The organism is Sphingopyxis terrae subsp. terrae NBRC 15098, from assembly GCF_001598815.1.
Classification (GTDB): Bacteria; Pseudomonadota; Alphaproteobacteria; order Sphingomonadales; family Sphingomonadaceae; genus Sphingopyxis; species Sphingopyxis terrae.
Genome location: NZ_BCZQ01000022.1, coordinates 26,091 through 52,146 on the forward strand (window position 1 = coordinate 26,091; position 26,056 = coordinate 52,146).

The following is a 26,056-nucleotide window of genomic DNA, read 5'->3' on the forward strand; positions in this document are numbered from 1 at the left end:
CGATATGGCAAGGCGCTTTATTGTAAGGCGATATACAGAAAGAGATGCGCTTGATCCAAAAGATCACATTCTCCGGAGCCGAAGGGCAGTCGCTCGCGGCAGATGCTGCTGGGAACGCTGGCTCGCCACCGGTATTGCTGGCGCATGGCGGCGGGCAGACACGGTTGAGCTGGCGCCGCACGCAGGAACGGCTCGCGGCTGCGGGATTTCGAGCCATTGCGGTCGATTTGCGCGGTCATGGCGAAAGCGACTGGGCGCCGTCGGGCCATTATCGCATCGAGGATTTTGCAGACGATCTCCTTTGCGTGGCGGACCGGTTGGGCACGCCCCCCGCGCTCGTCGGCGCCTCGCTGGGCGGGCTGTCCGGACTGATTGCTGAAGGCGAGATCAGGCCGGGCAGCTTTGCCTCGCTCACCCTCGTCGATATTGCGCCCAACATGGAGCCCGCAGGGGTGGCGCGCGTGATGGGCTTCATGGCGGCGCATCTTGAAAGCGGCTTTGCTTCGCCTGAGGAGGCGGGCGACATTGTTGACAGCTATCGCCCCAGGGAAGGCCGGCGGACACCGGTGGAACGGATCGCGCCCTATCTGCGGGAGGGCGCCGACGGGCGCTGGCGCTGGCACTGGGACCCCCGCTTCATCACCTCCGTGATGTCGAGCCGGGGCGAAGCCCGGATGGAGCGGCTGGCCGACGCCGCCCGACGGCTTGCCTGTCCCGTGCATCTGATCCGTGGCGGCTCCAGTGATCTGGTGTCGCCGGAAGGGGCGGCGGCTTTCCTTGAACTTGTGCCGCATGCTCGCTTCACCGACATCGCCGGCGCCGGCCACATGGTGGTGGGAGACCGCAACGACGCGTTCGCCGAAGCCATCGTGGGTTTCCTCCGCAATACACAGACTCGATCGGAAACCGCAGATGTCCGTTGACCGGAGCGCATTGACGACCATCGAGGGGTTGCAGGCGGCGCTGCACATCGCCCCCTTCCATCGCTGGCTCGGCCTAGATCTCGTGTCGGCATCGCCCTCGGGCATCGTGATCGCCATGCCGTGGCGCGACGAGCTGGTGTCGAATCCGGCGATCGGCGCGGCGCATGGCGGCGTGCTGGCCTCGCTTATCGATCTGGGCGGGCTTTATGCGGTGCTCGCGGCCGGTGGCCTCGCGCAGGCGACGGCGGATCTCAGGGTCGATTATCATCGCCCGGCATTGGCAGGCCGCATTCTGGCGCGAAGCCGGGTCGTCAAGATGGGAAAGCGGCTGAGCGTTGCCGATACCGTGGTTGAAAGCGAAGCCGGGGACCTGCTGGCGTCCGGCCGGGGAGCCTATCTTGGTGCCTGAACCTGTGTGGAAACGCAGCGCGGCACTGGCTGCTGGTCTGTGCGCGGCCATGGGTCTGGCGCTTGCAGGCTGCTCGTCGGAGTCCAAGCCGGAAGATGCGCCGTCGGCTGCGACCCAGGCGATCGAGGTGCAGGGCGCTCTTGTGCGCGCCGAGCAACTGTCCCTACCCGTGCGCGCGTCGGGCACGGTAGCTGCGATGCAGACGAGCAATGTGACCGCGCTGGTGGAAGGGCCGGTGGACCGCGTGTTCGTGCGTGTCGGCGACCGTGTCAGCAAAGGCCAGCCCCTGCTGCGCATCAGGCAGGCCGATTATCAGCGCCGGGCCAGCGAAGCCGAAGCGGCCGTGCGCCTGGCCGAGGCCGAAGTGGTGCAGACCGAGCGGGCCTACCAGCGGGTGCGCGAGCTGAAGGACCGGGGCTTTGCGGCGGCTGCCCGTCTGGACGAGGTGGAAGCCGCGCGCGACGTGGCGCGCGCGCGTCGCGATCAGGCCCGTGCGGCTCTCTCGACGGCGCGGCAAGCGCTGGCCGATACCGTTCTGCGCGCACCCTATGACGGCGTGGTCACCCAGCGCATGGTGGACGAAGGGATGTTCCTTAACAGCCGCTTCTCCATGGGCGGGCAATCGGCGGCGCTGCAGCTGCAGGAACTGCGCGTGGTGGCAGCCATCGTCGCCGTGCCCGAAGCCCGGGTGGCGGACCTGCGCAAGGGCCAGCCGGCGCGGCTGTTCATCACCGGCCAGCCCGAACCGCTGCCCAGCGAAGTCTTCATCATCAACGATTTCATCGATCCCAAGGCGCGCACGGTGGAGGTGCGGCTGCCGGTGCGCAACCCGGGCTATACGATCAACAGCGGTGTGTCGGTGGTCGCCGAGATTATCACCGACCCGGTCAACGCGATCATCGTGCCGCGCCGCGCCCTGCGCGGAGACGGGGCCAATCTGCATCTGTTCATGCTGGCGGGTGACACGGTCCGGCGCCGCGCCGTCAAGACCGCCGATGTCGATCTTGACCGCGTGCGGATCCTGGAGGGCGTGGCAGCAGGCGAGACGGTCGTGCTCGATCCGCCGACCACTCTGGCTGATGGGGCAAAGGTGCGCGTGCGCGCGACAGATGCGCTGGCGAGCCCTGCGGCCGGCAGCGCGCCGGGCGCGCGGTAGGAGGGCGCCGCCATGTGGCTTGCTGATGTCTCGATCCGCCGGCCTGTGTTTGCGACGATGATGATCGGGGCGCTGGTCGTGTTGGGCCTGATCAACTTCACCAGGCTTGGCGTCGATCTCTTTCCGCGTGTCGAATTTCCCTATGTCTCGGTCAGCACGTCGCTGGAAGGTGCGGCGCCGGGCACCATCGAAACCGAGGTGAGCGATGTTCTGGAAGAGCAGCTGAACAGCATTTCGGGGATGCGCCAGATGCGTTCGGTGAGTGCCGAGGGGCTCTCCCAAGTGTTTCTCGAGTTCGAGCTGGAGGAAAATGGCGATGTGAAGGCGCAGGATGTGCGCGACAAGGTGAGCATCGCCCTGCGCAATCTTCCGGCGGACGCCGATCCGCCGGTGGTGGAAAAGGTCGATCCCGATGCCAGCCCTATCCTTTCGGTCATGTTGTCGGGCAACATGCCGATCCGTGAATTGACCACCTATGCCGACGAGGCGGTGAAGGAGCGGATCCAGCGTGTGCCCGGCGTCGGCTCAGTTACCCTGGCCGGGGGGCGGGAGCGCGAGATGCGGATCTGGCTGGATGCCGTCCGGATGCGCGCGGTTGGCGTGACAGCCGACGATGTGGTGCGGGCGGTGCGCGGCGGCAATGCCGAACTGCCCGGCGGCCGCCTGGAGATCGGCGGCGCGGCGCGGGAACTGGGCGCCCGCACCATGGCCGAGGCGCGCACGCCCGAGGAATTCGGGGCCATCATCGTCCAGTGGCTGCCCAACGGCGCCGCCGTGCGTGTTCGCGATGTTGCCCGGATCGAGGATGGCCAGCAGGACGAACGCAGCTTCGCCCAGCTGAATGGCGCGCCGGGGGTGGCGCTTGAGGTGCGGCGCCAGTCCGGGCGCAACACCGTCGAGGTGGCCCGCGCCATTCGCGCCGAGGTGGCGGAACTGGCGAAATCGGCACCGCCGGGCGTCAGCATGGTGGTTGCGCGTGACACGTCGCGCTTCATCGAGTCCTCGATCAAGGACGTGCAGTTCGAAATCGCCGTGGCGATCGTGCTGGTGGTGCTTGTCACCTTTTTCTTCCTGCTGAGCTGGCGGGCGACGATCATCGTAACGCTCGCCATTCCGACCTCGCTGGTTGCCACCTTCATTGCCTTTGGCGCGTTCGATCTCACCATCAACATGATGACGCTGCTGGCGCTCACGGTGGCGATCGGCCTACTGGTCGACGATGCGATCGTGGTCACAGAAGCGATCCAGCGCGATATCGATGAAGGCGTCGATGCGCGCACGGCTGCCTTTGCCGCGACAAAGCGCGTGGCGCTTGCCGTACTCGCCGGCACCTTCGCCACGCTGGCGGTGTTCGTGCCCATCGCCTTCATGGAAGGCATCGTCGGCCGCTTCTTCTTCCAATATGGCCTCGCCATCGTCTTTTCGGTCAGTGTTTCGCTGCTGGTCGCCTTCACCCTCACGCCGATGCTGGCGGCCCGCCTGCTGAAGGCCGGCGATCATGGCGGGCCGTGGCTGGCGCGCATTGAAGCTTTCCACCAGGGAACGGAGCGCCGCTATGCACGCATCGTGCGTTGGGCGCTGGAACGGCGCCGGCTGGTGTTGGCAATCGCCCTGGGCAGCCTGGTCGTGGGCGGCGTGGCGGCCTCCATGGTGCCGTCCACCTTCATGTCGTCCACCGACCGCAGCGAGTTTCTGGCGACGGTGAAACTGCCGCAGGGCACGGGCATTGCCTCGGCGCGCGAGGCGGCGGCGCGGGCGGACGCCGCGCTGCGCGGCATCGACGACGTGAAGCTGGTGTTCGTGACGGTGGGGGCCGGCAGCCGCCAGCGCAGCAACGAACTGGAGTTCTACATTGCCATTACGCCCAAGCAGGCGCGGTCGATCCACCAGATGGCGGTGATGGACAAGGCCCGCGCCGCGCTGCGACAGGCCATTCCCGAAGCCAACGAGATCGTGGCCGCGGAAGTGCCGTGGGTTTCGGGTGGTGGCATCGGGCAGGCCGCGATCGAGCAGGTGGTGATGGGCCGCGATCTGGCCGAGGCCGAGGCCTATGCGGCAAGGCTGGTGGCGGCGATGAAATCGCGGCCGGAGTTCGCCGATGTCCGGTCCAGCTATGAAGGCGGCAGGCCGGAACTGCAGTTGCGCATCGACCGCACGCGGGCTGCCGATCTTGGCGTTTCGGCGCGCGACCTTGCCAACTCGACCCGGATCCTGCTGGGCGGCGTGGAGGCCGGCACGTTTGAAGAAGGCGGCCGACGTCACGATGTGAGGGTGCGCCTGGAAGAAGCGCAGCGCCAGTCGCCTGACATGGTGGCATCCCTGCAGACCCGCAGTCTGGACGGCCGGCTGGTCGATCTGGGCCAGGTGGGCGATCCGCGCATCGGGACCGGCCCCGTGCAGATTGACCGGCAGGATCGGGGCCGCAAGGTGTCGGTGCTGGCCAACAGCGCCACAGGGGTGTCGCTGGGGGCGGCCGTGAAGGCCATGGACGCCCTCATCGCGGCCAACCCGCCGCCGCCCGGCATCGAACTTGTTCTGGAAGGGCAGGCGCGCCGCATGGCGGAAACCGCAACGGCTATCGGCTTTGCCTTCCTGCTGGCGCTGATCGCGCTCTACATCGTGCTGGCCAGCCAGTTCGACCGATTCGGCCAGCCCTTCCTCATCATGCTGACGGCCCCCCTGTCATTCTCGGGGGCCTTTGTCGCCATGCTGATCGGGGGGCAGGAAATGAGCCTGTTCGGCCAGATCGGGCTGCTGGCGCTGATGGGCATCGTGATGAAGAATGGCATCTTGCTGGTCGACCGCGCCAACCAGCTTGTTGCGGACGGGCATTCACGGGCCGACGCCATGGCGCAAGCTGCGCCGGAACGGCTGCGCCCGGTGCTGATGACGGCCTTCGCCGCCATCTTCGGAATGATCCCGGTGGCGCTTGCTGCGTCCGATGGTTCCGAATGGCGCAATGCCATGGGCTTCATCGTGATTGGCGGCCTCATCACCTCGACGATGCTGACGCTGATCGTCGTCCCGGCCACCTGGATGGTGCCGGACGATGTCGCGCGGCTGTGGCGGCGCACGACAACGCGGAAGGATGTGGACAAGAGCGATGCGCAGTCAGTTGCCACCCCTGCACCGGCCGAAGGCACGGGTCACGATGAAGCCGCCTTGTCTCCTGCACGCGCCCACGCGGCAGAGACTTCTTAGCGGCCAGCGCCGCCGCAAGGGCAGGGAGCCCGCTGGACCGTGCCCGACAGGCACTGTCGGACGTTCGACGGGTGACGGTCCTTTTTCAGCACGGCCCAGATCGTAGTCGGTCCAAGGAACCCCGCTTCCGTGCCGGAATAGCCAGCGATAGATGCTGGACTGGCCAAAAAAATTACGTGCTGATTTCTTCAATGAATTCAACAGTCCAGCGATATGGCGGTCCACAGGGCGGCCAGCAGGGCAGGAAAGTTCAAATAGACGTTTAAAGACAGACAGTTAGGACATTACGGAACAATCGAGTGGGAGTGACGCATCATGGGCAGCCACGAACGACTTGAGGTCGATGCGTCCGGCGGCTGCCAGTGCGGTGCGGTGCGCTATCGCGTCAGCGCGGTGCTCGACACGTCGCACATCTGCCACTGCCGCATGTGCCAGAAGGCCGCTGGCAACTTCTTCATCGCGCTGATCGGCGTTCCGCGCGATGCCATCGCTTGGACGCGCGGGATGCCCGCGACCTTCAACAGTTCGGACAAGGCGGCGCGCGGCTTCTGCGCGGATTGCGGCACGCCGCTGCTCTATGATTATTTCGAGAGCAAGCATATCAATCTGACCACGGGGTCGTTCGACGACCCCAGCCGTTTCGCGCCGCGTTTCCAGTTCGGGCTTGAGGCCCGCCTGCCGGTCTTTGCCGATCTGCCGATCCAGGCCGAAGGCACGACCGAGGAAACCATGGCCGATCTTGTCGCGGCGATCGCGGCGACCAATCATCAACATCCCGACCACGATACCGAAAGCTGGCCCGAATGACCCCTACCGCAAAGATTCTCCTGCTCGGTTCCGGCGAGCTTGGCCGCGAGTTCGTCATTTCGGCAAAACGGCTCGGTTGCCATGTGATCGCCTGCGACAGTTACGCCGGCGCGCCCGCGATGCAGGTCGCGGACGAGGCCGAGGTTTTCTCGATGCTCGATGGCGACGCGCTGCGTGCCGCGATCGAAAAGCACCGCCCCGACCATGTCGTGCCCGAGATCGAAGCGATCCGGACCGAAGTGCTGGCCGAACTCGAGGCCGAAGGGTTTCACATCGTCCCCTCGGCACGCGCGGCCCAGCTCACGATGAACCGCGATGCGATCCGCGACCTTGCCGCAAGCGAGCTGGGCCTGACGACCTCGACCTTCGAATATGCCACCAGCCGCGAAGAACTCGCCGCCGCCGCGGCGCGGATCGGCTTTCCGCTCGTCGTGAAGCCGGTGATGTCCTCTTCGGGCAAGGGGCAGAGCACGGTGAAGGACGCCGCCGGGATCGACGCGGCATGGGACTATGCGGCCGCCGGGATGCGCGGCGACCGGCTGCGCGTGATCGCCGAGGCCTTCATCGATTTCGATTATGAGATCACGCTGCTGACGGTGCGCCACAAGGACGGCGTCGCCTTCTGCCCGCCGATCGGACATCGGCAGGAACGCGGCGACTATCGCGAAAGCTGGCAACCCGCGGCCATGTCGGCGGCGGCGCTGCAAGCCGCGCAGGCGATGGCGACGAAGGTCGTCGATGCGCTCGGCGGCCATGGCATTTTCGGGGTCGAATTTTTCGTGAAGGGCGACGATGTCATCTTCTCCGAACTTTCCCCGCGCCCGCACGACACCGGCATGGTGACGCTGATTTCGCAGCAATATTCGGAATTCGACCTTCATGCCCGAGCGATATTGGGATTGCCGATTCCGCCCGTCGACGTGCCGCAAGCCAGCGCCAGCGCCGTGCTGCTGGCCGATCGCGACGCAAGCGATTTCGCGATCACCGGCCTCGCCGAAGCCCTGACGCCGCCGAACGCCGAAACCTCGGTTGACGCGCGCCTCTTCGGCAAACCCCTCACGCGGCCCTATCGCCGCATGGGAGTGGCACTGGCCAAGGTCGCGGGCGGCACCACCGACGACGCGCGGGCAGCCGCCGTCGCGGCCGCGGACAGGCTTGCGATCCGATATCCGGGGTGATTGGGCGGCGGGTTGGCGGATTGCGACCGATTGCGGACGTCGAAAGTTGGATTACACCCGTACCATGAGTCGATATGTCGAAGGTGCTGTCTCGGTTTTACAGTGTGAAACTGAGGGTCATTTGACGCCCCACTTAGTATTCAGTGGGGATACGGATATGGCCACGGTTGGGCTCGGCTCGCTATCGAGTGTGGTAGCTGATGAGATCGTACTCGCTGAATTGGACTCCACCGAATTGACCGATGGGCCTGCCGATGCATTCGAGAGCAGGATCAACGAGCTGCTAGGTCGCAATGACTTGCGATCTGTGCAATTGCGCCGAGTGGAGCGAGATGAAATTCCGGCTGGATTGTCGTTCCAAGAATTTCAAAAGGCATATTTGCCACCCCGCCTTATTTTCGCTTGCCCGAGGTGCAACGCGGACGCCACCGCAATCAGAACTGAGAGCATTCAAGGGTATGAGCGGGCAGGAGGCACCATAAGACTGATTGGCGATTTGACCTTGCGGTAGCTGAACGGCGAGGCGTCCGCTTTCCACCCCAAAGCAGACCCTCCGCAACACAGCACGCCGACATAGCTAGGCCGCCTTCCTTCCCCCTGCTACACCCCGCGCCATGTCACAGAAGAATCATCTCTATCTGGTCGATGGCTCCAGCTACATCTTCCGCGCCTATCATCGCCTGCCGCCGCTGACGAACCCGAACGGGGTGCCCGTCGGCGCGGTCTATGGCTACACCACGATGCTCTGGAAGCTCGCGAAGGATCTGCACGACGCGGACGGGCCGACGCACCTTGCGGTCATCCTCGATCATTCGAGCCAGTCGTTCCGTAACGAGATTTACGATCAGTATAAGGCGAACCGTCCCGAGCCGCCCGAAGATCTGCGCCCGCAATTCCCGCTGATCCGCGACGCGACGCGCGCCTTTTCGTTGCCGTGCATTGAGATGGAGGGGTATGAGGCCGACGATCTGATCGCCTCCTATGCCGAGGCCGCGGTGCGCGAAGGGTGGGACGTGACCATCGTCAGCAGCGACAAGGATCTGATGCAGTTGATCCGCGAACCCGCGGACGGACCGCATGTCGACATGCTCGACACGATGAAGAATGTCCGGCTGGGGATCGACGCGGTGCATGAGAAGTTCGGCGTCTCCCCCGACCTCGTCGGCGACGTGCTCGCGCTGATGGGCGACAGCGTCGACAATGTGCCCGGCGTGCGCGGGGTCGGACCCAAGACCGCGACCAAGCTGATCCAGGAATATGGCAATCTGACCGCGGCGCTCGACGGGGCGGAGACGATGAAAGCGTCGAAGCTGCGCGAAAATCTGATCGAGCATCGGGCGATGGCCGAACTGTCGCGCGTGCTGGTCGATCTGAAACGCGATTGCCCGCTGCCCGACACGCTCGACAGTCTGAAGCTCGACGCGATCCCGCCGGCGCCGCTCAAACTGTTTCTCGACGAACATGGCTTTCGCTCGCTTTCCGCCAAGCTCGACAATGGCGTTGCCCCCGGTGGGCCGCCCACGCTGCCGCGCGCCGGCGCTGCGCCCGCCGCGGCGGCGCCCACCGGCCCGACGACGCCGGTGCTGCCCGCCATGCCGGCGATCGACCGCGCAGCCTATGAATGCGTGACCGACCTCGACGCGCTCGACCGCTGGATCGCGGCGGCTAAGGCGGCGCATGTCGTTGCGATCGATACCGAAACGGCGAGCCTCGACAGCGTCACCGGCGAGCTGGTCGGCGTCAGCATGGCGATCGCGCCGGGGCAGGCCTGCTACATCCCGCTCGGCCATGGCGGCACTGACATGTTCGCCGAAAAGCCCGACCAGATTGCGATGGCAGACGCCGTCGCGCGGATCGGCGCGCTGTTCGCCGACGAAGCGGTGCTGAAGGTCGGCCACAATCTGAAATATGATATCGGCGTGCTGGCCCAGCATGGCGTCCGCGTCGCGCCCTATGACGACACGCTGCTGATGAGCTTCGCGCTCGACGCGGGCCAACATGGTCACGGCCTTGACGAGCTGGCAAAGCTGCATCTCGACCATGTCTGCCTGGCGTTCAAGGAGGTGTGCGGCACCGGCAAATCGCAGATCAGCTTTGCCGAAGTCCCGCTCGCCCGCGCAACCGAATATGCCGCCGAGGATGCCGACGTCGCGCTGCGACTGTGGCGGCTGCTCAAGCTGCGCCTGCCGCTCGAAGGCGGCACCCGCGTCTACGAGATGGTCGACCGACCGCTTGCCGGCGTCGTCGAGACGATGGAGCGCGCGGGCATCATGGTCGACCGCGATTATCTGGCGCGCCTGTCGGGCGAATTCGCGCAGGAAATGGCGCGGATGGAAACCGCGATCCATGCCGAGGCAGGACAGCCTTTCACCATCGGCAGTCCCAAGCAGCTCGGCGAGATATTGTTCGACAAGCTCGGCCTCAAGGGCGGGCGCAAGGGCAAGTCGGGCGACTGGTCGACCGACCAGAACGAGCTCGAGCGCCTCGAACGCGACGGCGTGCCGATCGCGCGCATGATCCTCGAATGGCGGCAACTCGCCAAACTCAAGTCGACCTATACCGACGCGTTGCAACAACAGATCAATGCGAAGACCGGGCGCGTCCATACCAGCTACAGCCTCGTCGGCGCGCAGACCGGGCGGCTGTCGTCGACCGATCCCAATTTGCAGAATATCCCGATCCGCAGCGAGATCGGCCGCCAGATTCGCGATGCCTTCATCGCCGCGCCGGGCCATGTGCTGATCGCCGCGGACTATAGTCAGATCGAACTGCGCCTCGCTGCGCATATGGCCGATGTCCCCGAACTCAAGGAGGCGTTCGCGCAGGGGCAGGACATTCACGCCGCGACCGCGATCGAATTGTTCGGCGAGGTCAATCGCGACACCCGCGCCAAGGCGAAGACGGTCAATTTCTCGATCCTCTACGGCATTTCGCGCTGGGGGCTTGCGGGCCGGCTCGAAATCACGCCCGACGAGGCGCAAGCGCTGATCAGCCGCTATTTCGAGCGCTTCCCCGGCATCTCCGACTATATCCAGGGCACGCTCGAGCGCGCGCGCGAGCGCGGCTATACGGAGACCTTGTTCGGCCGGAAGACCTGGTTCCCGCGCATCAAGGCGGCGAACCAGAACGAACGCCAGGGCAGCGAACGCGCGGCGATCAACGCGCCGATCCAGGGCACCAGCGCCGACCTCATCAAGCGCGCGATGACGCGCATGCCCGTAGCGCTCGCCGAGGCGGGGCTGGATGAGGTGAAGATGCTGCTCCAGGTCCATGACGAACTCGTCTTCGAGGCACCCGAGGACAAGGCCGAAGCCGCCGGCGCCGTGATCCGCCGCGTGATGGCCGCCGCCGCCGAGCCGGTCCTGACGCTGTCGGTGCCGCTGGAGGTGGAGGTCGGAACCGGCAAGAGCTGGGGCGACGCGCATTGATCGCTGCGCTCCTGTTGTTCGCGGTGCAGGCAGCCGGTCCTGCAGCCGCAGCCCCGGGCGTCGAGACGACGGCCCCGTCCCCCGTCGCCGATCAGGATCTGCGCGAATTTGCGGCGATCGACGGGCGCAAGGTGGCAGGGCGGCCGACCGGCGGGCCCTATGCCAATCCCGACAAGATCCTGCTCCTTACGCGCGACGGCAAAGGCTATCCCGCGGTCATGGCGAGTCTTGCCTTTCCGGCGCGGCAGTCGCTGCCCGCGCCGCCGGCGGGGACGCTGGCGGTGGTGCGGCTGCACCAACGGATGGAAACGATCATTCCCGGGCCGACTGCGGACGATCTGGCGTTCGTCGCCGCGAACCGGCTGCCGCTGTTCGTGATCGGCGAATGGGCGCGCCCGGCACCGATGTGGGAAGTGGCATGGGTCGATGGCGCGGTGCGCTTTCGCACCGTCGGCGACGTCGGCGAAATCGGCCCTTGGCAGGATTGAGACTGCACTGACCGCGCGATACGGGCGCCGAAACGCGCTTCGCCTGCGCCCGGCCGCGCGGGTTAAGGCTTGCACGCCGCCGCGCGGAGCCTATGACAATTTGATGACAGGGCGCAGACATGTGATGGGGCCGGAAAAGGCGAACATCCAATGAACAATGCGGACAAGCGCGCGCCAGTGGCGACGCGTATCCAGCAAAATATTCTTGCACGCGGCGAGCGCCGCCTGCTCAACTGGCTATGCGCGCGATTGCCCGCCTGGGTGACGCCCGACCAGCTCACACTGCTCGGCTTCGCGGGCGCCTTGATGGTAACAAGCGGCTATCTGCTGAGCTGGCTCGGCAGCGGCTGGCTGGCGCTGTCGCTCGTGGGTTATGTCGTCAACTGGTTCGGCGACTCGCTCGATGGCAGCCTGGCGCGCTGGCGCAAGATCGAGCGGCCCACCTATGGCTATTTCGTCGACCATAGCGTCGATGCGATCGCGACTTTCCTGATGGTCGCGAGCATGGGGATGAGCCCTTTCCTGCGCTTCGATGTCGCGTTGCTGGGGGTTGTGGGTTATTTTCTGCTGTCGATCCACACTTTCCTTGCGGCGAAGGTCGTCGGCGAATTCCGGCTTTCCTACCTTGCGGGCGGGCCGACCGAATTGCGGCTGATGCTGATGGCGTTGACGCTCGCGATGCCTGCGCTCGGCGACGAGCGCGTTCTGGGCAGCCATTTCTCGCCGCTCGACCTGTTCGGGCTCGGCGTGGCGAGCATTCTGGTGACGCTGTTCGTGATCCAGAGCCTGACGCTGGCGCGCACCCTGTCGCGCCGCGAACCCTGAGGCCGATCAGCCGCGGACGCGCGCCTGTGGGTAAGTACCGAGCAGACGCAGCGTCTTGGTCTGGAAATCCAGTTCCTCCAGCGCGCGGTCGATATTTTCCTCGCCCGGCGCGCCGACGATATCGGCATAGAATTTGGTCGCGGCAAAGCTGCCGCCGTCCTGATAGCTCTCGAGCTTCGTCATGTTGACGCCATTGGTCGCAAAGCCGCCCAGCGCCTTGTAGAGCGCAGCCGGAATATTCTTCACCTCGAAGATGAAGGTCGTCATCCGGGGCACATCCGCAGGCATGTCGGCAAGCGGTTCGCGCGCCAGCACGACGAAGCGTGTCATATTGTGATCGGCATCCTCGATGCCCGATTCGTGCAGCGTCAGCCCGTAAAGATCGGCGGCGTGCGGCGGCGCGACGGCGGCCAGCCCGACCTCGTCGCTGTCGGCGACCCAGGCTGCCGCGCCCGCGGTGTCGCTATGCGCGATCGGCGAGATATGGTGCGCGCGCAGCCAGTGGCGGCACTGTCCCAGCGCCTGTTCGTGACTCATCGCGCGCGTGACGGGGCCAAGATTGCGACTCATCAATCCGTGGCGGATGCGCAGAAAATGTTCGCCGACGATCGACAGGCCGGATTCGGGCAACAGGAAATGAATGTCGGCGACGCGGCCATGCAGGCTGTTTTCGATCGGAATGATCGCGCGGTCGACGCGCCCGTCGCGGACCGCCTCGATCGCATCCTCGAAGCTGTAGCAGGGCAGCGGCAGCGCCTGCGGGTCGAACTCGCGCGCCGCAAGGTCGCTGTTCGCGCCGGGCGCGCCCTGAAAGGCCAGCCCCCGCGCGGGATCGGCGAGCGCCGCCGCCGTCATCGTGTCGACCAGTCTTTGTGCCGAAGCCGAATAGCTGCCCATGAACGCCTTCCAGAAAACCGCGCCGCGGCGCATAGCGGCCCCGCGATGCGGAGGCAACCGAACGTGCGCATGCCGCCGGGACATTTCATCCCCTTGCGCCCCCGCCCATGCCCAAGTAAGGGAGCGTCCAAATCAATAGATGCGCCCGGGGTGGGCGCCAGCGAACGGGGCCTGACATGGACGACCGCAACAATACTATCGCCGGCTGGGCTCTCTTCGCCGGTATCTGCGCGCTGGGCCTGACGATCGGCACCGGCATGCTGGGTGCGAGCCATGCCCCTGAAAAGCCCGGATTTCCTATCGAAGATGCCGAAGCCGGTAGCGGCGGCGGCGCGGCGGCGGTGCCGCTGCCCAACCTGCTCGCAGCCGCCGATCCGGCAAAGGGCGAAGCGGTGTTCGCGAAATGCGCCGCCTGCCATACGATCAATCAGGGCGGCGCCAATGGCATCGGCCCCAATCTTTACGGCACGATGGGTGAAGCCATCGGTCAGGGCAAGGGCGGCTTCGCCTTCTCCGACGCGCTCAAGAGCGTCGGCGGCAACTGGGACTTCGAAAAGATGGACCATTGGCTGACCAGCCCGCGCAAGTTCGCCGCAGGCACGAAAATGTCGTTCGCCGGCCTGTCGAGCCCCGAGGATCGCGCCAACCTGATCGTCTATCTGAACGCGCAGGGTTCGAACCTGCCGCTGCCCGCGCCCGAAGCGGCACCGGCTGCCGATGCCGCCGCTCCGGCGGAGGGCAAGGATGGCGCGGCACCGGCCGCCGAAGGCGACAAGGCCGCCGCCCCGGCGGAAGGCGCGGCTCCCGCGCCCGCCGAAGCCAAGAAATAATGCGCCGCGCGCCCGTCCTTCTGGCGGGCGTTTTGGCCCTTGCCGGTTGCGGCAAGGCCGCACCGCCGGCGGACACGGCGGCGAGCGATGCGCGAGCGGCTGAAACCGCGGCTCAGGCTACGCCCGCCGTCGCGCCGACCGCGGCGATGGGCGAACAGATTTTCAAGCGCTGCGCGGCCTGCCACACGATCGACAAGGATGGCCCGAACGGTATCGGCCCGAACCTGCACGGTATCGTCGGCCGCCCGGTCGCGTCGCATCCGGGCTTTGCCTATTCGGGCGCGATGAAGGCAAAGGGCGGCGTCTGGGACGCCGCCGCACTCGATATCTATCTTGCCGATCCGATGAATACCGTCCCCGGCACACGCATGGCCTTTGCCGGGGTCATCGACGCCGCCGATCGCCAGGCGCTGATCCTCTACCTCGAAGACCAGTCGAAATAGCCCGATCCGTTGGGCGTTCGCTTCCCGAGGGCCAAGCCCTCGGGGTTCCTGGTCCTAGTGATGATCGGCGTTGGCGTAGAAGCTCTGGATGACGTCCCAGGCCTCTTCGGCATGTTCGACGAAGGTGAAGAGCTTGAGGTCGCGGGCGCTGATCACGCCCTCTTCGACCAGCGCCTCGAAATCGACGACGCGGTTCCAGAACTGCTTGCCGAACAGCACGATCGGGATCGGCTTGATCTTGCCGGTCTGGATCAACGTCAGCAGCTCGAACATTTCGTCGAAGGTCCCGAAACCGCCGGGAAAGACCGCGACGGCGCGCGCGCGCAGCAGGAAGTGCATCTTGCGCAGCGCGAAATAGTGGAACTGGAAGCTCAGCGACGGGGTGACGTAACGGTTCGGCGCCTGTTCGTGCGGCAGCACGATGTTGAGGCCGATCGATTCGCGCCCCTCGTCGGCCGCGCCGCGGTTGGCGGCTTCCATGATCGACGGGCCGCCACCCGAACAGACGACGAAATTGCGGTCGCCATTGGCATCGACAGGAACCTGGCTCGCCAGCCGCGCCAGCTTGCGCGCTTCGTCATAATAGCGCGCCTTGGCCTTCAGTCGCCGCGCGATATTGCGCGACGCATCGTCGGTCGCCGCAGCCTCAAGGCCGTCCGCTTGATCGGGTTCGGGAATACGCGCCGAGCCGTAGATGACGAGCGTCGATTCGATCTTCGCTTCGTCGAGGAGCAGTTCGGGCTTGAGCAGTTCAAGCTGGAAGCGCACCGGACGCAGGTCTTCGCGCAACAGGAAGTCGGTATCCTGAAATGCGAGCTTATAGGCTTCGCTTGCGGTCTGCGGGGTCGAGGTCGCCTGCTGGGCGAATTGGGCGTCGTCTTTGGCTTTGTGAAAACGCGAACGATGGGTCTGTTTATCTTTTGTCATTAGCGGACGGCTAGCCGCTTCGGTTGACTTTGCCAAGACGCCCGCGCGCGGGCTTGGTCAGCGGCAGAAGCCGTTGCCGCTCATGTCCATGTGGAAATGATTGTAATGCGCGGCGTTATAATCGGGGCTGAGCACCGTGCCGAAGCGGCGGCATGCCGAGCTGTGCAGTGCGCGCAGAAAATCCTGCGACGCCCGGTCGCCCTTCCATCCGCCATCGAGCATGATCCGGCGTCCGTCGGCAAGGACGAAACCCGACACGTCGATCGCGTTGGAATAGGCGTGCTGCGACAGACGGCCCGACCGGCCACCATAGATGTTGCGGCAGCTGTAGGTGCCGAAGGTTTCGATTTTCACCACCTCTTGCCCGAAGAATTTCCGCGCCGCGGGCCGGACAGCATATTGCGCCCAGGCGGCGAAATTCTTCGCCAGCGGACAGGTCATCGGACCAAGGTTCGTCACCGGAGTTCCGATGTCGAGCAGCTTGACCGAATCGATCGATGTGCAGCCACCGCCATGATCCTGATCGGGCAGCGGCGTGAAGCGCACGCCCGCCTGTTTGAGATCGAAGGCGCATTGCTGCGCCTCGGGGCTGGTGAAGGATGCGGCGCCGATCGTCTGCGGCCGCTGCTGCTTGGTCGTGGCGGGTCGTTTGGCATCGCTCCGCTTCATCACGTCGGGGGTGCTGAAACAGGCCGAGAGCGCCAGCGCCGCGGTTGCGGCGACCAGGATCCGGGGCTTCAGGAACGGCGGGATCGGCATGGCGTCAATTTACCGACATCTTGGTTAACAGGGCGTAAAGCTTTGGCGCGGCTTGCCGGAAATTTCGCACGTTCCGCGCATTTTGTTTGACAGTTGCGCGCACCGGCTTAAACGCGGCGCCGGGCCACGCGGTCCCAACGCCGCGCGAGCTCTCTGCAAGGAGAGTCTGACATGACTGAAGTGCGTAAACCGCAGGCACGACCTGCGCGTCCTTATTTTTCCTCCGGTCCGTGCGCGAAGCCGCCGGTCTGGTCCCCCGAAAAGCTCAACACCGAATCGCTCGGCCGTTCGCATCGTGCGAAGATCGGCAAGACGCGCCTCCAATATTGCATCGACCTGATGCGCGAGATGCTGCGCCTGCCCGATACGCACCGCATCGGCATCGTGCCGGGATCGGACACCGGCGCCTTTGAAATGGCGATGTGGACGATGCTGGGCGCCCGCCCCGTGACGGCGCTGGCGTGGGAGAGCTTCGGTGAAGGTTGGGTCACCGATGTCGCCAAGCAGCTCAAGCTCGATCCCACGGTGATCCGCGCCGATTACGGCCAGCTTCCCGATTTGGACCAGGTCGACTGGTCGAACGACGTGCTCTTCACCTGGAACGGCACCACCAGCGGCGTCCGCGTTCCCGACGGCGACTGGATTCCGGCAGACCGCGAGGGGCTGAGCTTCGCCGACGCGACCAGCGCGGTTTTCGCCTATGACCTGCCGTGGGACAAGATCGACGTTGCGACCTTCAGCTGGCAGAAAGTGCTCGGCGGCGAAGGCGGCCACGGCGTGCTGATCCTGGGTCCGCGCGCGGTCGAACGGCTCGAAAGCCATACGCCGGCCTGGCCGCTGCCCAAGGTGTTCCGCCTGATGTCGAAGGGCGCGCTTGCCGAAGGCGTATTCAAGGGCGAGACGATCAACACCCCGTCGATGCTCGCGGTCGAAGACGCGATCTTTGCGCTCGAATGGGCGAAGTCGCTGGGCGGCCTCGACGGGCTGAAGGCGCGCAGCGATGCGAACGCCGCGGCGCTCGACACGATCGTCGCCGAACGCGGATGGCTGAGCCATCTCGCCGCCGATCCCGCCAGCCGATCGAAGACGTCGGTGTGCCTGTCGGTCGCTGGGGCCGACGCGGATTTCATCAAGAAATTCGCCGGGCTGCTCGAAGCCGAAGGCGCGGCCTATGACATCGCCGGCTATCGCGATGCCCCGCCGGGGCTGCGAATCTGGTGCGGCGCGACGGTCGATACCGCCGATATCGAAGCGCTCGGGCCCTGGCTCGACTGGGCCTACGCCTCGCTTAACTGATTTCGGTGTGTCCCCGCGAAGGCGGGGACCCATCTCCTGCCATTTCATTCCGCAAGCATCGGGAGCTGGGCTCCCGCCTTCGCGGGAGCACACGGAAGGTTTCATTCCATGACCGCACCCAAAGTTCTGATTTCCGACAAGATGGATCCCAAAGCCGCCGCGATCTTCAAGGAACGCGGCATCGACGTCGATGTCATCACCGGCAAGACGAAGGACGAGCTGATCGCGATGATCGGCGCCTACGACGGTCTCGCGATCCGCTCGGCCACCAAGGTCACCGCCGACGTCCTCGCCGCCGCGACGAACCTGAAGGTCGTCGGCCGCGCCGGGATCGGCGTCGACAATGTCGACATTCCCGAGGCGTCGAAGAAGGGCGTCGTCGTGATGAACACGCCCTTTGGCAACAGCATCACCACGGCCGAACATGCGATCGCGATGATGTTCGCCCTCGCGCGCCAGATCCCCGAAGCCAATGCGCTGACGCAGGCAGGTAAATGGCCGAAGAACGACTTCATGGGGGTCGAACTGACGTCGAAGACGCTGGGCCTGATCGGCTGCGGCAATATCGGCAGCATCGTCGCCGAGCGCGCGCTGGGGCTGCGCATGAAGGTCGTCGCCTTCGATCCGTTCCTGACCCCCGAACGCGCGATCGAGCTCGGCGTCGAAAAGGCCGATCTCGACACATTGCTCGCCAAGGCCGATTTCATCACGCTGCACACGCCGCTGACCGACCAGACGCGCAACATCCTGTCGAAGGAAAATCTTGCGAAGACCAAGCAGGGCGTGCGCATCATCAACTGCGCGCGCGGCGGCCTGATCGACGAGGCGGCGCTGAAGGACGCGCTCGACAGCGGCCATGTCGCGGGCGCGGCGCTCGACGTGTTCCAGACCGAACCGCCGGCCGCCGATCATCCGCTGTTCGGCACGCCGAACTTCATCTGCACGCCGCACCTCGGCGCATCGACCGACGAAGCGCAGGTCAATGTCGCCATCCAGGTGGCCGAACAGCTTTCCGATTATCTGCTCACCGGCGGCATTACCAACGCGCTCAATGTGCCCAGCCTGTCGGCCGAGGAGGCGCCGAAGCTGCGCCCCTATATGAGCCTCGCCGAAAAGCTGGGCAGTCTGGTAGGGCAGCTCGCCCACGACAACCTCACCACCATCTCGATCGAGGTCGAGGGGGCGGCGGCCGAGCTTAATCTGAAGCCGATCACCGCCGCGGTCCTGACCGGGCTGATGCGCCGTTATTCGGACAGCGTGAACATGGTCAACGCGCCGCATCTTGCCCGCGAACGCGGCCTCGACGTGCGCGAGGTGCGCCATGATCGCGAGGGCGATTATCACACCCTCGTCCGCGTCACCGTCGCCACCGAAGCCGGCGACCGTTCGGTCGCGGGGACGCTGTTCGGCAACAACGAACCGCGCCTCGTCGAAATGTTCGGCATCAAGGTCGAGGCCGATCTCGACGGCGACATGCTCTATATCGTCAACGAGGACGCGCCCGGCTTCATCGGTCGTATCGGCAGCACGCTGGGCGATGCGGGGCTGAACATCGGCACCTTCCACCTCGGCCGCCGCGCCGCCGGGGGCGAGGCGGTGCTGCTGCTCAGCCTCGACTCGGCCATGCCCGAACCTTTGTTGTGGCAGGTCTGCCAGCTGCCCGGCGTCAAGATGGTGAAGGGACTGAAGTTCTGATCGCTCCAAGGAAATCCGTGTTCCCGAGCGAAGACGAGGGACCCGTTCGAGCGTCGCGAGAACCAGCGAGGTAGCTGCCTCGACTTCGCTCGGCAAAGCCCCTCGTCTCCGCTCGGGGATACGGCGTTGATTGAAACCTCGCTTTTCCCGCTCTAAGGCCACCCCCATGACCAAGGCCCCTGCCCTGCTGCCCGAAGGCCTCCGCGACCGCCTGCCCGCGCAGGCCGAGGCCGCGTCGCGCGTTACCCGCGCGCTCGTCGATGCGATGCGCGCGCATGGTTATGGCCGCGTTTCGCCGCCGCTCGCCGAATTTCGCGAAACGCTGGGCGGCAATGACGAACGCGCCGCGCGCGATCTGCTCCGCTTCACCGACCCCGTGTCGCAGCGCACGCTCGCGCTGCGCCCCGACATCACGCGGCAGGTCGGTCGCATCGCAACCTCGCTGCTCGCGCATGCGCCGCGCCCGCTGCGCCTGTGCTATGCTGGCCAGGTGGTCAAGCTGCGCGCGAGCCAGCTCCGCCCGGCGCGCGAAATGCTGCAGGTGGGCGCCGAACTGATCGGCAGCGACAGCGTCGCAGCCGCGCGCGAGATTGTCTCGGTCGCGATCGACGCGCTCGACGCGGCGGGCATCGGCCGGGTTACGATCGACTTCACCCTGCCCGATGTCGTCGACCTGCTCGCCGCCGGTCCGCTGCCCATTACGGCCGATCTGCAGATGCTGCGTGACGAACTCGACGCAAAGGATGCCGGCGCGCTCGCGCGCATCGGAGCCGAAGCCTACCTGCCGTTGCTGCGCGCGACGGGGCCTTTCGACCGCGCGATCGCCGATCTGCGCGCGTTCGACACCGCGGGCGTACTCACCAGTCGTATCGACGCGCTGGAAGAAATCGCGGCGCCGATCCGCGGCCGCGCCGATCTGACCCTCGATCCGACCGAACGTCACGGCTTTGCCTATCAAAGCTGGTTCGGCTTCCAGATCTTCGTTCCCGGCCAGGGCGACGCAATCGGCCGCGGCGGCGGTTATGCGATCCCGGTCGGCGACGATCAGGAAGAACCAGCGGTGGGCTTTTCGCTCTACCCCGACCCGTTGATCGACGAAGGATTGGGCGTCGAGCGCGACAGCGATCGGCGGATATTCCTGCCGCTCGGCCACGATCCGGCGCTCGCCGCCAGCCTGCGCGCGGATGGATGGCAAACGGTCGCGGCGCTCACCGATGCCGACGAAGCGGCGCGGCTCGGCTGCGGCTTCACGCTCGGCCCCGAAGGGCCGGTTGCCGCTTAAAAATCCGAAACGCCGAAACGCGGAATCCCCTGGTTGACGCCCGGCGGGTCGAGCACGGTCACGTCGAGCTCGATCGGCGCGCCGATCCAGTGCGCAAGGCGGGTGTGATCGGCGAGATCGTCGTCAGTGAGCGGGTGAACGAGCGCGCGCAGCCCCGTCGCCTCGATCGCCTCCACGACGGCGGCGCGATGGCGCGCGAGGAAATGCACCTCATATTGCGCGATCGGATGCGGCCCGGCCGCGCCATCGGTCATCGCCCCGACAAACAGGATTGCAGGATCGGCACCGAAGGCGTCGCGCAAGGTCGCCGCTGCCGGTCGCTCGGCAGGGTCATAATAGATATGCGCGTGATAGGGTGCGTCGGGATCGGTCATTGGCGCCTCTTTGGCGGGCATCGGCTAGCCCGCAGTTCACCGGCCTTGCGAGAAACGGCTCCGCGCAGAGGCGATCCCGACCGTAGCGGCCCCTTCTCCCCTCGTCATCCCGGACTTGATCCGGGATCCATTCACGCCGCGCCGGAATAGTGGATCCCGGATCAAGTCCGGGATGACGAAATGTTGGAAGGCGTGAGCGGTTGGTCGCCTCCCAGAAGCTATCGCCCGAATACCCGCTTCAGCCACGCGTCGACCGTCGCGGTCGCCGCGTAGGACGGATCGCCGAGGCGGCGGTTGATCTCAGCATGGCCCTTCAATCCTTCGCCCGGAAAGCTGCCGAACGCGACGCGGCTGCCGCCGGCCTCGAGCGCGGCGCCGAGCGCCCTGGCCTGGCGCACGCCGTCGGGCCGCTGGACGTGCAGCAGCAAAAAGGCGGGGGCGTTGGGCGCGGCCGCCTGCGCCGTTGGCGACAGCGCGCGCTGGCGCGCCGGATCGGTGCCGAAGGCCTGCGTATAGGTCGACTGCATGATTTGCGGCCCGTCCTTCATCTGCGCCGCCACGTCATAGGCCGCCCCGTCGATCGGTATGACACCCGCAATATCGGCAAAGGACAGGCCGGCGCCTTTCAGATAGCGCGGGTCGGTGCCGACCAGCGCGACCAGATGCGCGCCCGCGCTATGCCCCATCAGCACGATGCGATGCCGGTCGACGCCCAGTGCGTCGGCGCGCTCGACGATCGCCTGCACCGCCGCGGCGACATCGGCAGCCTGCTCCTCGACCGTCGCGGCGGGGACAAGGCGGTAGTTGATCGACGCAAAGGCATAGCCCTCGGCGGGATAATGTTCGGGTTTGAAATGCCCGGTCGCATTGTCCTTGTCGCCGCGCTTCCAGCCGCCGCCATGCACGAAGACGATCAGCGGCGCCGGACCGGCCGCGCCCTTTGCGCGCCATATGTCGAGCGTCTGGAGCGGATCGCGGCCATAGGCGATCGTTTCGCTGCCCGCGACCTTTGCCCCGGCATCGGCGCCCATGCGCTCCGCCATGCGTTCGGCAATCCGCTCGCGCAGCCGTTCCCGCGCCTCGGCGAGGGGGCCCGGCACCATCAGGCTCGCCGCGACAAACGCCGCCATGGCGGCCCATCCAGTCGAAAATCGCCGCGTCATCATCGCCTCCGTCATCATGCTGTCCGTCGGGTCACTAGCCTGCAATTGTCGCGAGGATGTGACCGCGCACCGCGATGTTATGACAAGATGTAACAGCCGCGATCGGCGCGGCGCGGCACGATTTTACGGCCTTCGCCCTTGCCTCGACAGCCAAATCCGCTAAGGCCGCGCCGGGCCGAAAGGGCCCCGTTCAGCAGGACAGCGTCATGGCAAATGTTACCGTCATCGGGTCGCAGTGGGGCGACGAGGGGAAGGGCAAGATCGTCGACTGGCTCGCCAGCCGCGCCGACGCGGTCGTCCGCTTTCAGGGCGGCCATAACGCCGGTCACACGCTGGTCGTCGGCGAACAGGTCTACAAGCTGTCGCTGCTTCCGTCGGGCATCGTCACCGGCACGCTGTCGATCATCGGCAACGGCGTCGTGCTCGATCCCTGGGCGCTGAAAGACGAAATTGCCAAGCTGCGCGGCCAGGGCGTCGAGATCAACGCAGAGAATTTCGCGATCGCCGACAATTGCGCGCTGATCCTGCCCTTTCACCGCGACCTCGACGGCTTGCGCGAAACCGCGGCGGGCGCGGGCAAGATCGGCACGACGGGTCGCGGCATCGGTCCGGCTTATGAGGACAAGGTCGGCCGCCGCGCGCTGCGCGTGTGCGACCTTGCGCATCTCGACAAGCTCGATCCGCAGATCGATCGCCTGACCGCGCATCACGACGCGCTGCGTGCCGGCTTCGGCGAGCCGCCGATCGATCGCGAGCGACTGAAGGCCGACCTCGCCGAGATTGCGGATTTCGTGCTCGAATATGCCCAGCCGGTGTGGAAGCGGCTGAAGAAGGTCCGCAAGGCGGGCGCACGCATCCTGTTCGAAGGCGCACAGGGCGTGCTGCTCGACGTCGATCACGGCACCTATCCCTTCGTCACCAGCTCGAACACGGTCAGCGGCACAGCCGCCAGCGGCTCGGGCCTCGGCCCGTCGGCCGTCGGCTTCGTGCTCGGTATCGCCAAGGCCTATACGACCCGCGTCGGCAGCGGCCCCTTCCCCACCGAACTCGAGGACGAAACCGGCCAGCGGCTCGGCGAACGCGGGCATGAATTCGGCACCGTCACCGGACGCAAGCGCCGCTGCGGCTGGTTCGACGCGGTATTGGTGCGTCAGAGCTGCGCCGTCTCGGGCGTCACCGGCATCGCGCTGACCAAGCTCGACGTGCTCGACGGCTTCGACAAGGTGCGCATCTGCACCGGTTATCGTTTGCGCGGCAAGATCCTCGACTATTTCCCGGCGCACGCCGCCGATCAGGCCGAGGTCGAACCGATCTACGAAGAGATGGACGGCTGGAGCGAATCGACCGCAGGGGCGCGCAGCTATGCCGACCTGCCGGCGCAGGCAATCAAATATATCCAGCGCGTTCAGGAACTGATCGAAACCCCCATCGCGCTCGTGTCGACGAGCCCCGAGCGCGAGGACACGATCCTGATCCGCGATCCGTTCAGCGACTGACCCCGCGAAGCGATCAGGCGTCGACGGACGCCCTGACCTCTGCATCGAGCGCCTGCGTCAGATCGGCGGCGATTTCGTCGGCCTCCTCGAGTCCCACCGACAGCCGCACGAGCCCGTCGGCGATGCCGTGCGCGCGCCGTTCTTCTGCAGTGTAGGTCGAATGGGTCATGCTCGCCGGATGCTGGATCAGGCTTTCGGCATCGCCGAGCGACACGGCGCGCTGGACAAGCGCCAGCCGGTTCATCATCGCCACGCCCGCGGCGTAGCCGCCCTTCAGTTCAAAGGCGATCATGCCCCCGAAACCCGGCATCTGCCGCCGCGCCAGATCATGCTGGGCGAAACATGCCAGCCCCGGATAATGCACCGCAGCAACTGCCGGGTGATCGTTCAGCGTGGCCGCAACCGCCGCGGCCGACCGGCAATGTTCCGCCATGCGCAGCTTCAACGTCTTCAGCCCGCGCATCACGAGCATGGCGTTGAAGGGCGCCATCACCGCGCCGGTCATGTCCTTGACCCCGACCAGACGCACCTGCTGCATATCGGCGCCGGTGCCGAGCGCGATGCCGCCGACCAGATCGCCATGCCCGCCCAGATATTTGGTCGCCGAATGCACCACGATATCCGCGCCGAGCGTGATCGGCTGCGTCAGCACCGGGGTCGCATAGGTGTTGTCGACGACGGTGCGCGCGCCATGGTCGCGCGCGATCGCCGACACCGCGGCGATATCGACCAGCCGCATGTTCGGATTGGCGGGGGTTTCGAAATAGACGATCTTCGTCGCGTCGGAGATGCAGGCTTCGAGATTGGCCGGATCGGTCAGATCGACATGGGTGACGCGGACGCCAAAGCGCGCAAGGCCGTGGCGCATGAAGGCGAAGGTGCAGCCGTACAGCGTCTGGTCGACGATGATTTCGTCGCCGGGCTTCAGAAAGGACCAGAAAACCGCCGTTATCGCGCCCATGCCCGACGCCGTCGCGACAGCGGCTTCCGCGCCTTCGAGCGCGGCCATGCGCCGTTCGAGCAGGTCGACCGTCGGATTGGCGATGCGGCTGTAGAAATATCCTTCGCGCTCGCCCGCGAAAATCTCGGCGCCCGCCTCGGCGGTTTCGAACACGAAGGTCGACGACAGATGCAGCGGCGGCACCAGCGCGCCGTCATTGGCCTTTGCGTCATAGCCGGCATGAATGGCGCGGGTCGCAAAACCCGAAAGCGGAAAGGACGACATGACGGGCGCGACTCCTGCGGTGAACGAGCGCCGCTTGTATCAAATGGCCGGTGGCAGGTGCTTCCAATATATGCCACTAGCAGCAAGTATATTGGAATATTCTGCCAAGGACTGCTCCATGGATCGCAAGGATCACCAGATCGTCCGCGCCTTGATGCACGACGGCCGGCTGAGCAATCAGGATCTGGCCGCGGCGGTGAACCTGTCGCCGTCGCCCTGTCTGCGCCGGGTTCGTCTGCTCGAAGAGCGCGGCGTCATCACCGGCTATGCCGCGCTCGTCGATCAAAAGGCGATGGGCTATCCGATCACCGTGTTCGTCGGCATCCGGCTGAGCAAGCATGATCAGGCGACCGTGCAGGCGTTCGAGCGGGCGATCGGCGCCATCGACGATATTCTCGACTGCTTCCTGATGACGGGCGATATCGACTATCTGTTGCGGGTCGTCGCACCCGACCTCGACGGCTACGAACGCTTCGTGCGCGAACGGCTGCACGCGATCGACGGCATCGCGTCGATCGACACCAGCCTGGCCTACGGCGTCGTCAAACAGAGCCGCGTGTTGCCGCTACCCGGCTGACGCCCCGCGCCCCGCCGCGGCGACGGCTTCGATTGCAGAAACGAAGCCCGCCGGGTCATCCTCCTGGATGAAATGCCCGCCTTTCAACGTGCGGTGCGGCATGCCGGCGGTTCCAGGCACGCGGCCGAGGAACAGGGCATCGCCGCCGCGCGTGATCGGGTCGCCGTCCGAAAAGCAGCAGAGGAAAGGCTTGTCGAAGCGTTCGAGCGCGGCCCATGCGCGCTTCTGATCGGGCACCGCGACATTGTCGCCCAGCGGCACGAACGACGGATAGATGCGCGCCGCGACCTTCGACGCGCGCGTCGGAAAGGGTGCGTCATAGGCCGCGATTTCTTCGGCGCTGAGCGGGCGCTTCGTTCCCGCCTTGACGATCCGGCCGATCGGGAACAGCGGGCTGTAGCGCGAAAAGGCGCGCCATATCGCAAAGGCGCGCGGCGCCGCCTGCCCCTCGGGCAGTCCGCCGTTCGACAGCGCGACACCCGCGAAGCGCTCGGGCATTTCGGCGACCAGACGCAGCCCGATCAGCGAACCCCAATCCTGGCAGACGAGGATCATGTTCCGAAGGTCGAGCGTCTCGATCCAGGCGCGCATCCACGCGACCTGCTGCGCATAGCTGTAGGCCGACCGGTCGAGCGGCTTGTCGGAGCGACCGAAGCCGATGAGGTCGGGCGCAACAG

General features: G+C 65.9%; 23 protein-coding genes. 16 read left to right on the forward strand and 7 right to left on the reverse strand.

Going from position 1 to position 26,056, the window contains the following annotated elements:
- Positions 1-50 precede the first annotated feature (50 nt).
- The 9 genes from STE01S_RS14340 to STE01S_RS14385 all read left to right on the forward strand — a co-directional run bounded on the left by STE01S_RS14340 (position 51) and on the right by STE01S_RS14385 (position 12,415).
- A complete protein-coding gene (locus STE01S_RS14340) occupies positions 51-923 on the forward strand; it encodes an alpha/beta fold hydrolase (RefSeq protein WP_249357713.1) in 873 nt (290 codons plus the stop codon).
- Positions 924-933: 10 nt separating this feature from the next.
- Positions 934-1,332: a PaaI family thioesterase gene (locus STE01S_RS14345; protein ID WP_255265967.1), complete on the forward strand. Its 399-nt coding sequence runs from the start codon at positions 934-936 to the stop codon at positions 1,330-1,332.
- Positions 1,333-1,381: 49 nt separating this feature from the next.
- The gene (locus STE01S_RS14350) at positions 1,382-2,488 is read left to right on the forward strand and encodes an efflux RND transporter periplasmic adaptor subunit (protein WP_062768837.1); all 1,107 of its coding nucleotides are present in this window, start codon (positions 1,382-1,384) and stop codon (positions 2,486-2,488) included.
- A 12-nt stretch (positions 2,489-2,500) separates the two neighbouring features.
- Complete coding sequence (locus STE01S_RS14355) at positions 2,501-5,689, forward strand: efflux RND transporter permease subunit (protein ID WP_082813349.1); 3,189 nt, start codon at positions 2,501-2,503, stop codon at positions 5,687-5,689.
- Between the two features lie 315 nt (positions 5,690-6,004).
- Positions 6,005-6,496: a GFA family protein gene (locus tag STE01S_RS14360; RefSeq protein WP_062768840.1), complete on the forward strand. Its 492-nt coding sequence runs from the start codon at positions 6,005-6,007 to the stop codon at positions 6,494-6,496.
- Positions 6,493-7,674 (forward strand): formate-dependent phosphoribosylglycinamide formyltransferase, encoded by a 1,182-nt coding sequence (gene purT / locus STE01S_RS14365; RefSeq protein ID WP_062768843.1) that lies wholly within the window; start codon positions 6,493-6,495, stop codon positions 7,672-7,674. Before STE01S_RS14360 ends, purT begins: the two co-directional genes overlap by 4 nt.
- A 614-nt stretch (positions 7,675-8,288) precedes the next feature.
- Complete coding sequence (polA, locus tag STE01S_RS14375; RefSeq protein WP_062768849.1) at positions 8,289-11,102, forward strand: DNA polymerase I; 2,814 nt, start codon at positions 8,289-8,291, stop codon at positions 11,100-11,102.
- Complete coding sequence (locus STE01S_RS14380; protein ID WP_062768852.1) at positions 11,099-11,590, forward strand: hypothetical protein; 492 nt, start codon at positions 11,099-11,101, stop codon at positions 11,588-11,590. The genes polA and STE01S_RS14380 overlap by 4 nt, the downstream gene beginning before the upstream one ends.
- A 150-nt stretch (positions 11,591-11,740) precedes the next feature.
- Positions 11,741-12,415 (forward strand): CDP-alcohol phosphatidyltransferase family protein, encoded by a 675-nt coding sequence (locus tag STE01S_RS14385; protein WP_062768855.1) that lies wholly within the window; start codon positions 11,741-11,743, stop codon positions 12,413-12,415.
- A gap of 6 nt (positions 12,416-12,421) precedes the next feature.
- Here STE01S_RS14385 and STE01S_RS14390 read toward each other — a convergent pair whose 3' ends face one another.
- A complete protein-coding gene (locus STE01S_RS14390; protein ID WP_062768893.1) occupies positions 12,422-13,312 on the reverse strand; it encodes a prephenate dehydratase in 891 nt (296 codons plus the stop codon).
- A 176-nt stretch (positions 13,313-13,488) separates the two neighbouring features.
- Here STE01S_RS14390 and STE01S_RS14395 point away from each other — a divergent pair, with 176 nt between their 5' ends.
- On the forward strand, positions 13,489-14,142 hold the full coding sequence (locus STE01S_RS14395; protein ID WP_062768858.1) for a c-type cytochrome: 654 nt from the start codon (positions 13,489-13,491) through the stop codon (positions 14,140-14,142).
- Positions 14,142-14,585: a c-type cytochrome gene (locus STE01S_RS14400; protein ID WP_062768861.1), complete on the forward strand. Its 444-nt coding sequence runs from the start codon at positions 14,142-14,144 to the stop codon at positions 14,583-14,585. The genes STE01S_RS14395 and STE01S_RS14400 overlap by 1 nt, the downstream gene beginning before the upstream one ends.
- Positions 14,586-14,639: 54 nt before the next feature.
- On the opposite strand, the gene STE01S_RS14405 is transcribed toward STE01S_RS14400, so the two are convergent.
- Positions 14,640-15,512, reverse strand: a complete 873-nt coding sequence (locus STE01S_RS14405; RefSeq protein ID WP_003048961.1) for an LOG family protein — start codon at positions 15,510-15,512, stop codon at positions 14,640-14,642.
- A gap of 57 nt (positions 15,513-15,569) precedes the next feature.
- On the reverse strand, positions 15,570-16,271 hold the full coding sequence (locus STE01S_RS14410; protein ID WP_062768864.1) for an extensin family protein: 702 nt from the start codon (positions 16,269-16,271) through the stop codon (positions 15,570-15,572).
- 171 nt (positions 16,272-16,442) lie between these two features.
- On the opposite strand from STE01S_RS14410, the gene STE01S_RS14415 reads away from it, so the two are divergent.
- The 3 genes from STE01S_RS14415 (at position 16,443) to STE01S_RS14425 (ending at position 20,544) form a co-directional block, all read left to right on the forward strand.
- Positions 16,443-17,567, forward strand: coding sequence for a phosphoserine transaminase (locus STE01S_RS14415; RefSeq protein ID WP_062768867.1), 1,125 nt, complete (start codon positions 16,443-16,445; stop codon positions 17,565-17,567).
- 108 nt (positions 17,568-17,675) lie between these two features.
- Complete coding sequence (gene serA, locus STE01S_RS14420; RefSeq protein WP_003048955.1) at positions 17,676-19,262, forward strand: phosphoglycerate dehydrogenase; 1,587 nt, start codon at positions 17,676-17,678, stop codon at positions 19,260-19,262.
- A gap of 166 nt (positions 19,263-19,428) precedes the next feature.
- Positions 19,429-20,544: an ATP phosphoribosyltransferase regulatory subunit gene (locus tag STE01S_RS14425; RefSeq protein WP_062768870.1), complete on the forward strand. Its 1,116-nt coding sequence runs from the start codon at positions 19,429-19,431 to the stop codon at positions 20,542-20,544.
- Here the strand turns inward: STE01S_RS14425 and STE01S_RS14430 are convergent.
- Together STE01S_RS14430 and STE01S_RS14435 are read right to left on the reverse strand one after the other, a co-directional pair.
- Positions 20,541-20,918, reverse strand: a complete 378-nt coding sequence (locus STE01S_RS14430; protein WP_062768896.1) for a DOPA 4,5-dioxygenase family protein — start codon at positions 20,916-20,918, stop codon at positions 20,541-20,543. The two genes, STE01S_RS14425 and STE01S_RS14430, sit on opposite strands and share 4 nt — an antisense overlap.
- A gap of 218 nt (positions 20,919-21,136) precedes the next feature.
- Complete coding sequence (locus tag STE01S_RS14435; RefSeq protein WP_255265968.1) at positions 21,137-22,099, reverse strand: alpha/beta hydrolase; 963 nt, start codon at positions 22,097-22,099, stop codon at positions 21,137-21,139.
- Between the two features lie 188 nt (positions 22,100-22,287).
- Here STE01S_RS14435 and STE01S_RS14440 point away from each other — a divergent pair, with 188 nt between their 5' ends.
- Positions 22,288-23,577 carry an adenylosuccinate synthase gene (locus STE01S_RS14440; RefSeq protein ID WP_003048950.1) on the forward strand — a complete coding sequence of 430 codons (1,290 nt, stop codon included), beginning with the start codon at positions 22,288-22,290 and terminating at the stop codon, positions 23,575-23,577.
- 13 nt (positions 23,578-23,590) lie between these two features.
- On the opposite strand, the gene STE01S_RS14445 is transcribed toward STE01S_RS14440, so the two are convergent.
- On the reverse strand, positions 23,591-24,802 hold the full coding sequence (locus tag STE01S_RS14445) for a methionine gamma-lyase (RefSeq protein WP_062768873.1): 1,212 nt from the start codon (positions 24,800-24,802) through the stop codon (positions 23,591-23,593).
- A gap of 118 nt (positions 24,803-24,920) precedes the next feature.
- On the opposite strand from STE01S_RS14445, the gene STE01S_RS14450 reads away from it, so the two are divergent.
- Positions 24,921-25,379 (forward strand): Lrp/AsnC family transcriptional regulator, encoded by a 459-nt coding sequence (locus tag STE01S_RS14450; protein WP_003048946.1) that lies wholly within the window; start codon positions 24,921-24,923, stop codon positions 25,377-25,379.
- On the opposite strand, the gene STE01S_RS14455 is transcribed toward STE01S_RS14450, so the two are convergent.
- The coding region (locus STE01S_RS14455) for a haloalkane dehalogenase (RefSeq protein ID WP_062768876.1) at positions 25,368-26,056 on the reverse strand (689 nt) is incomplete at its 5' end. The genes STE01S_RS14450 and STE01S_RS14455 overlap by 12 nt on opposite strands.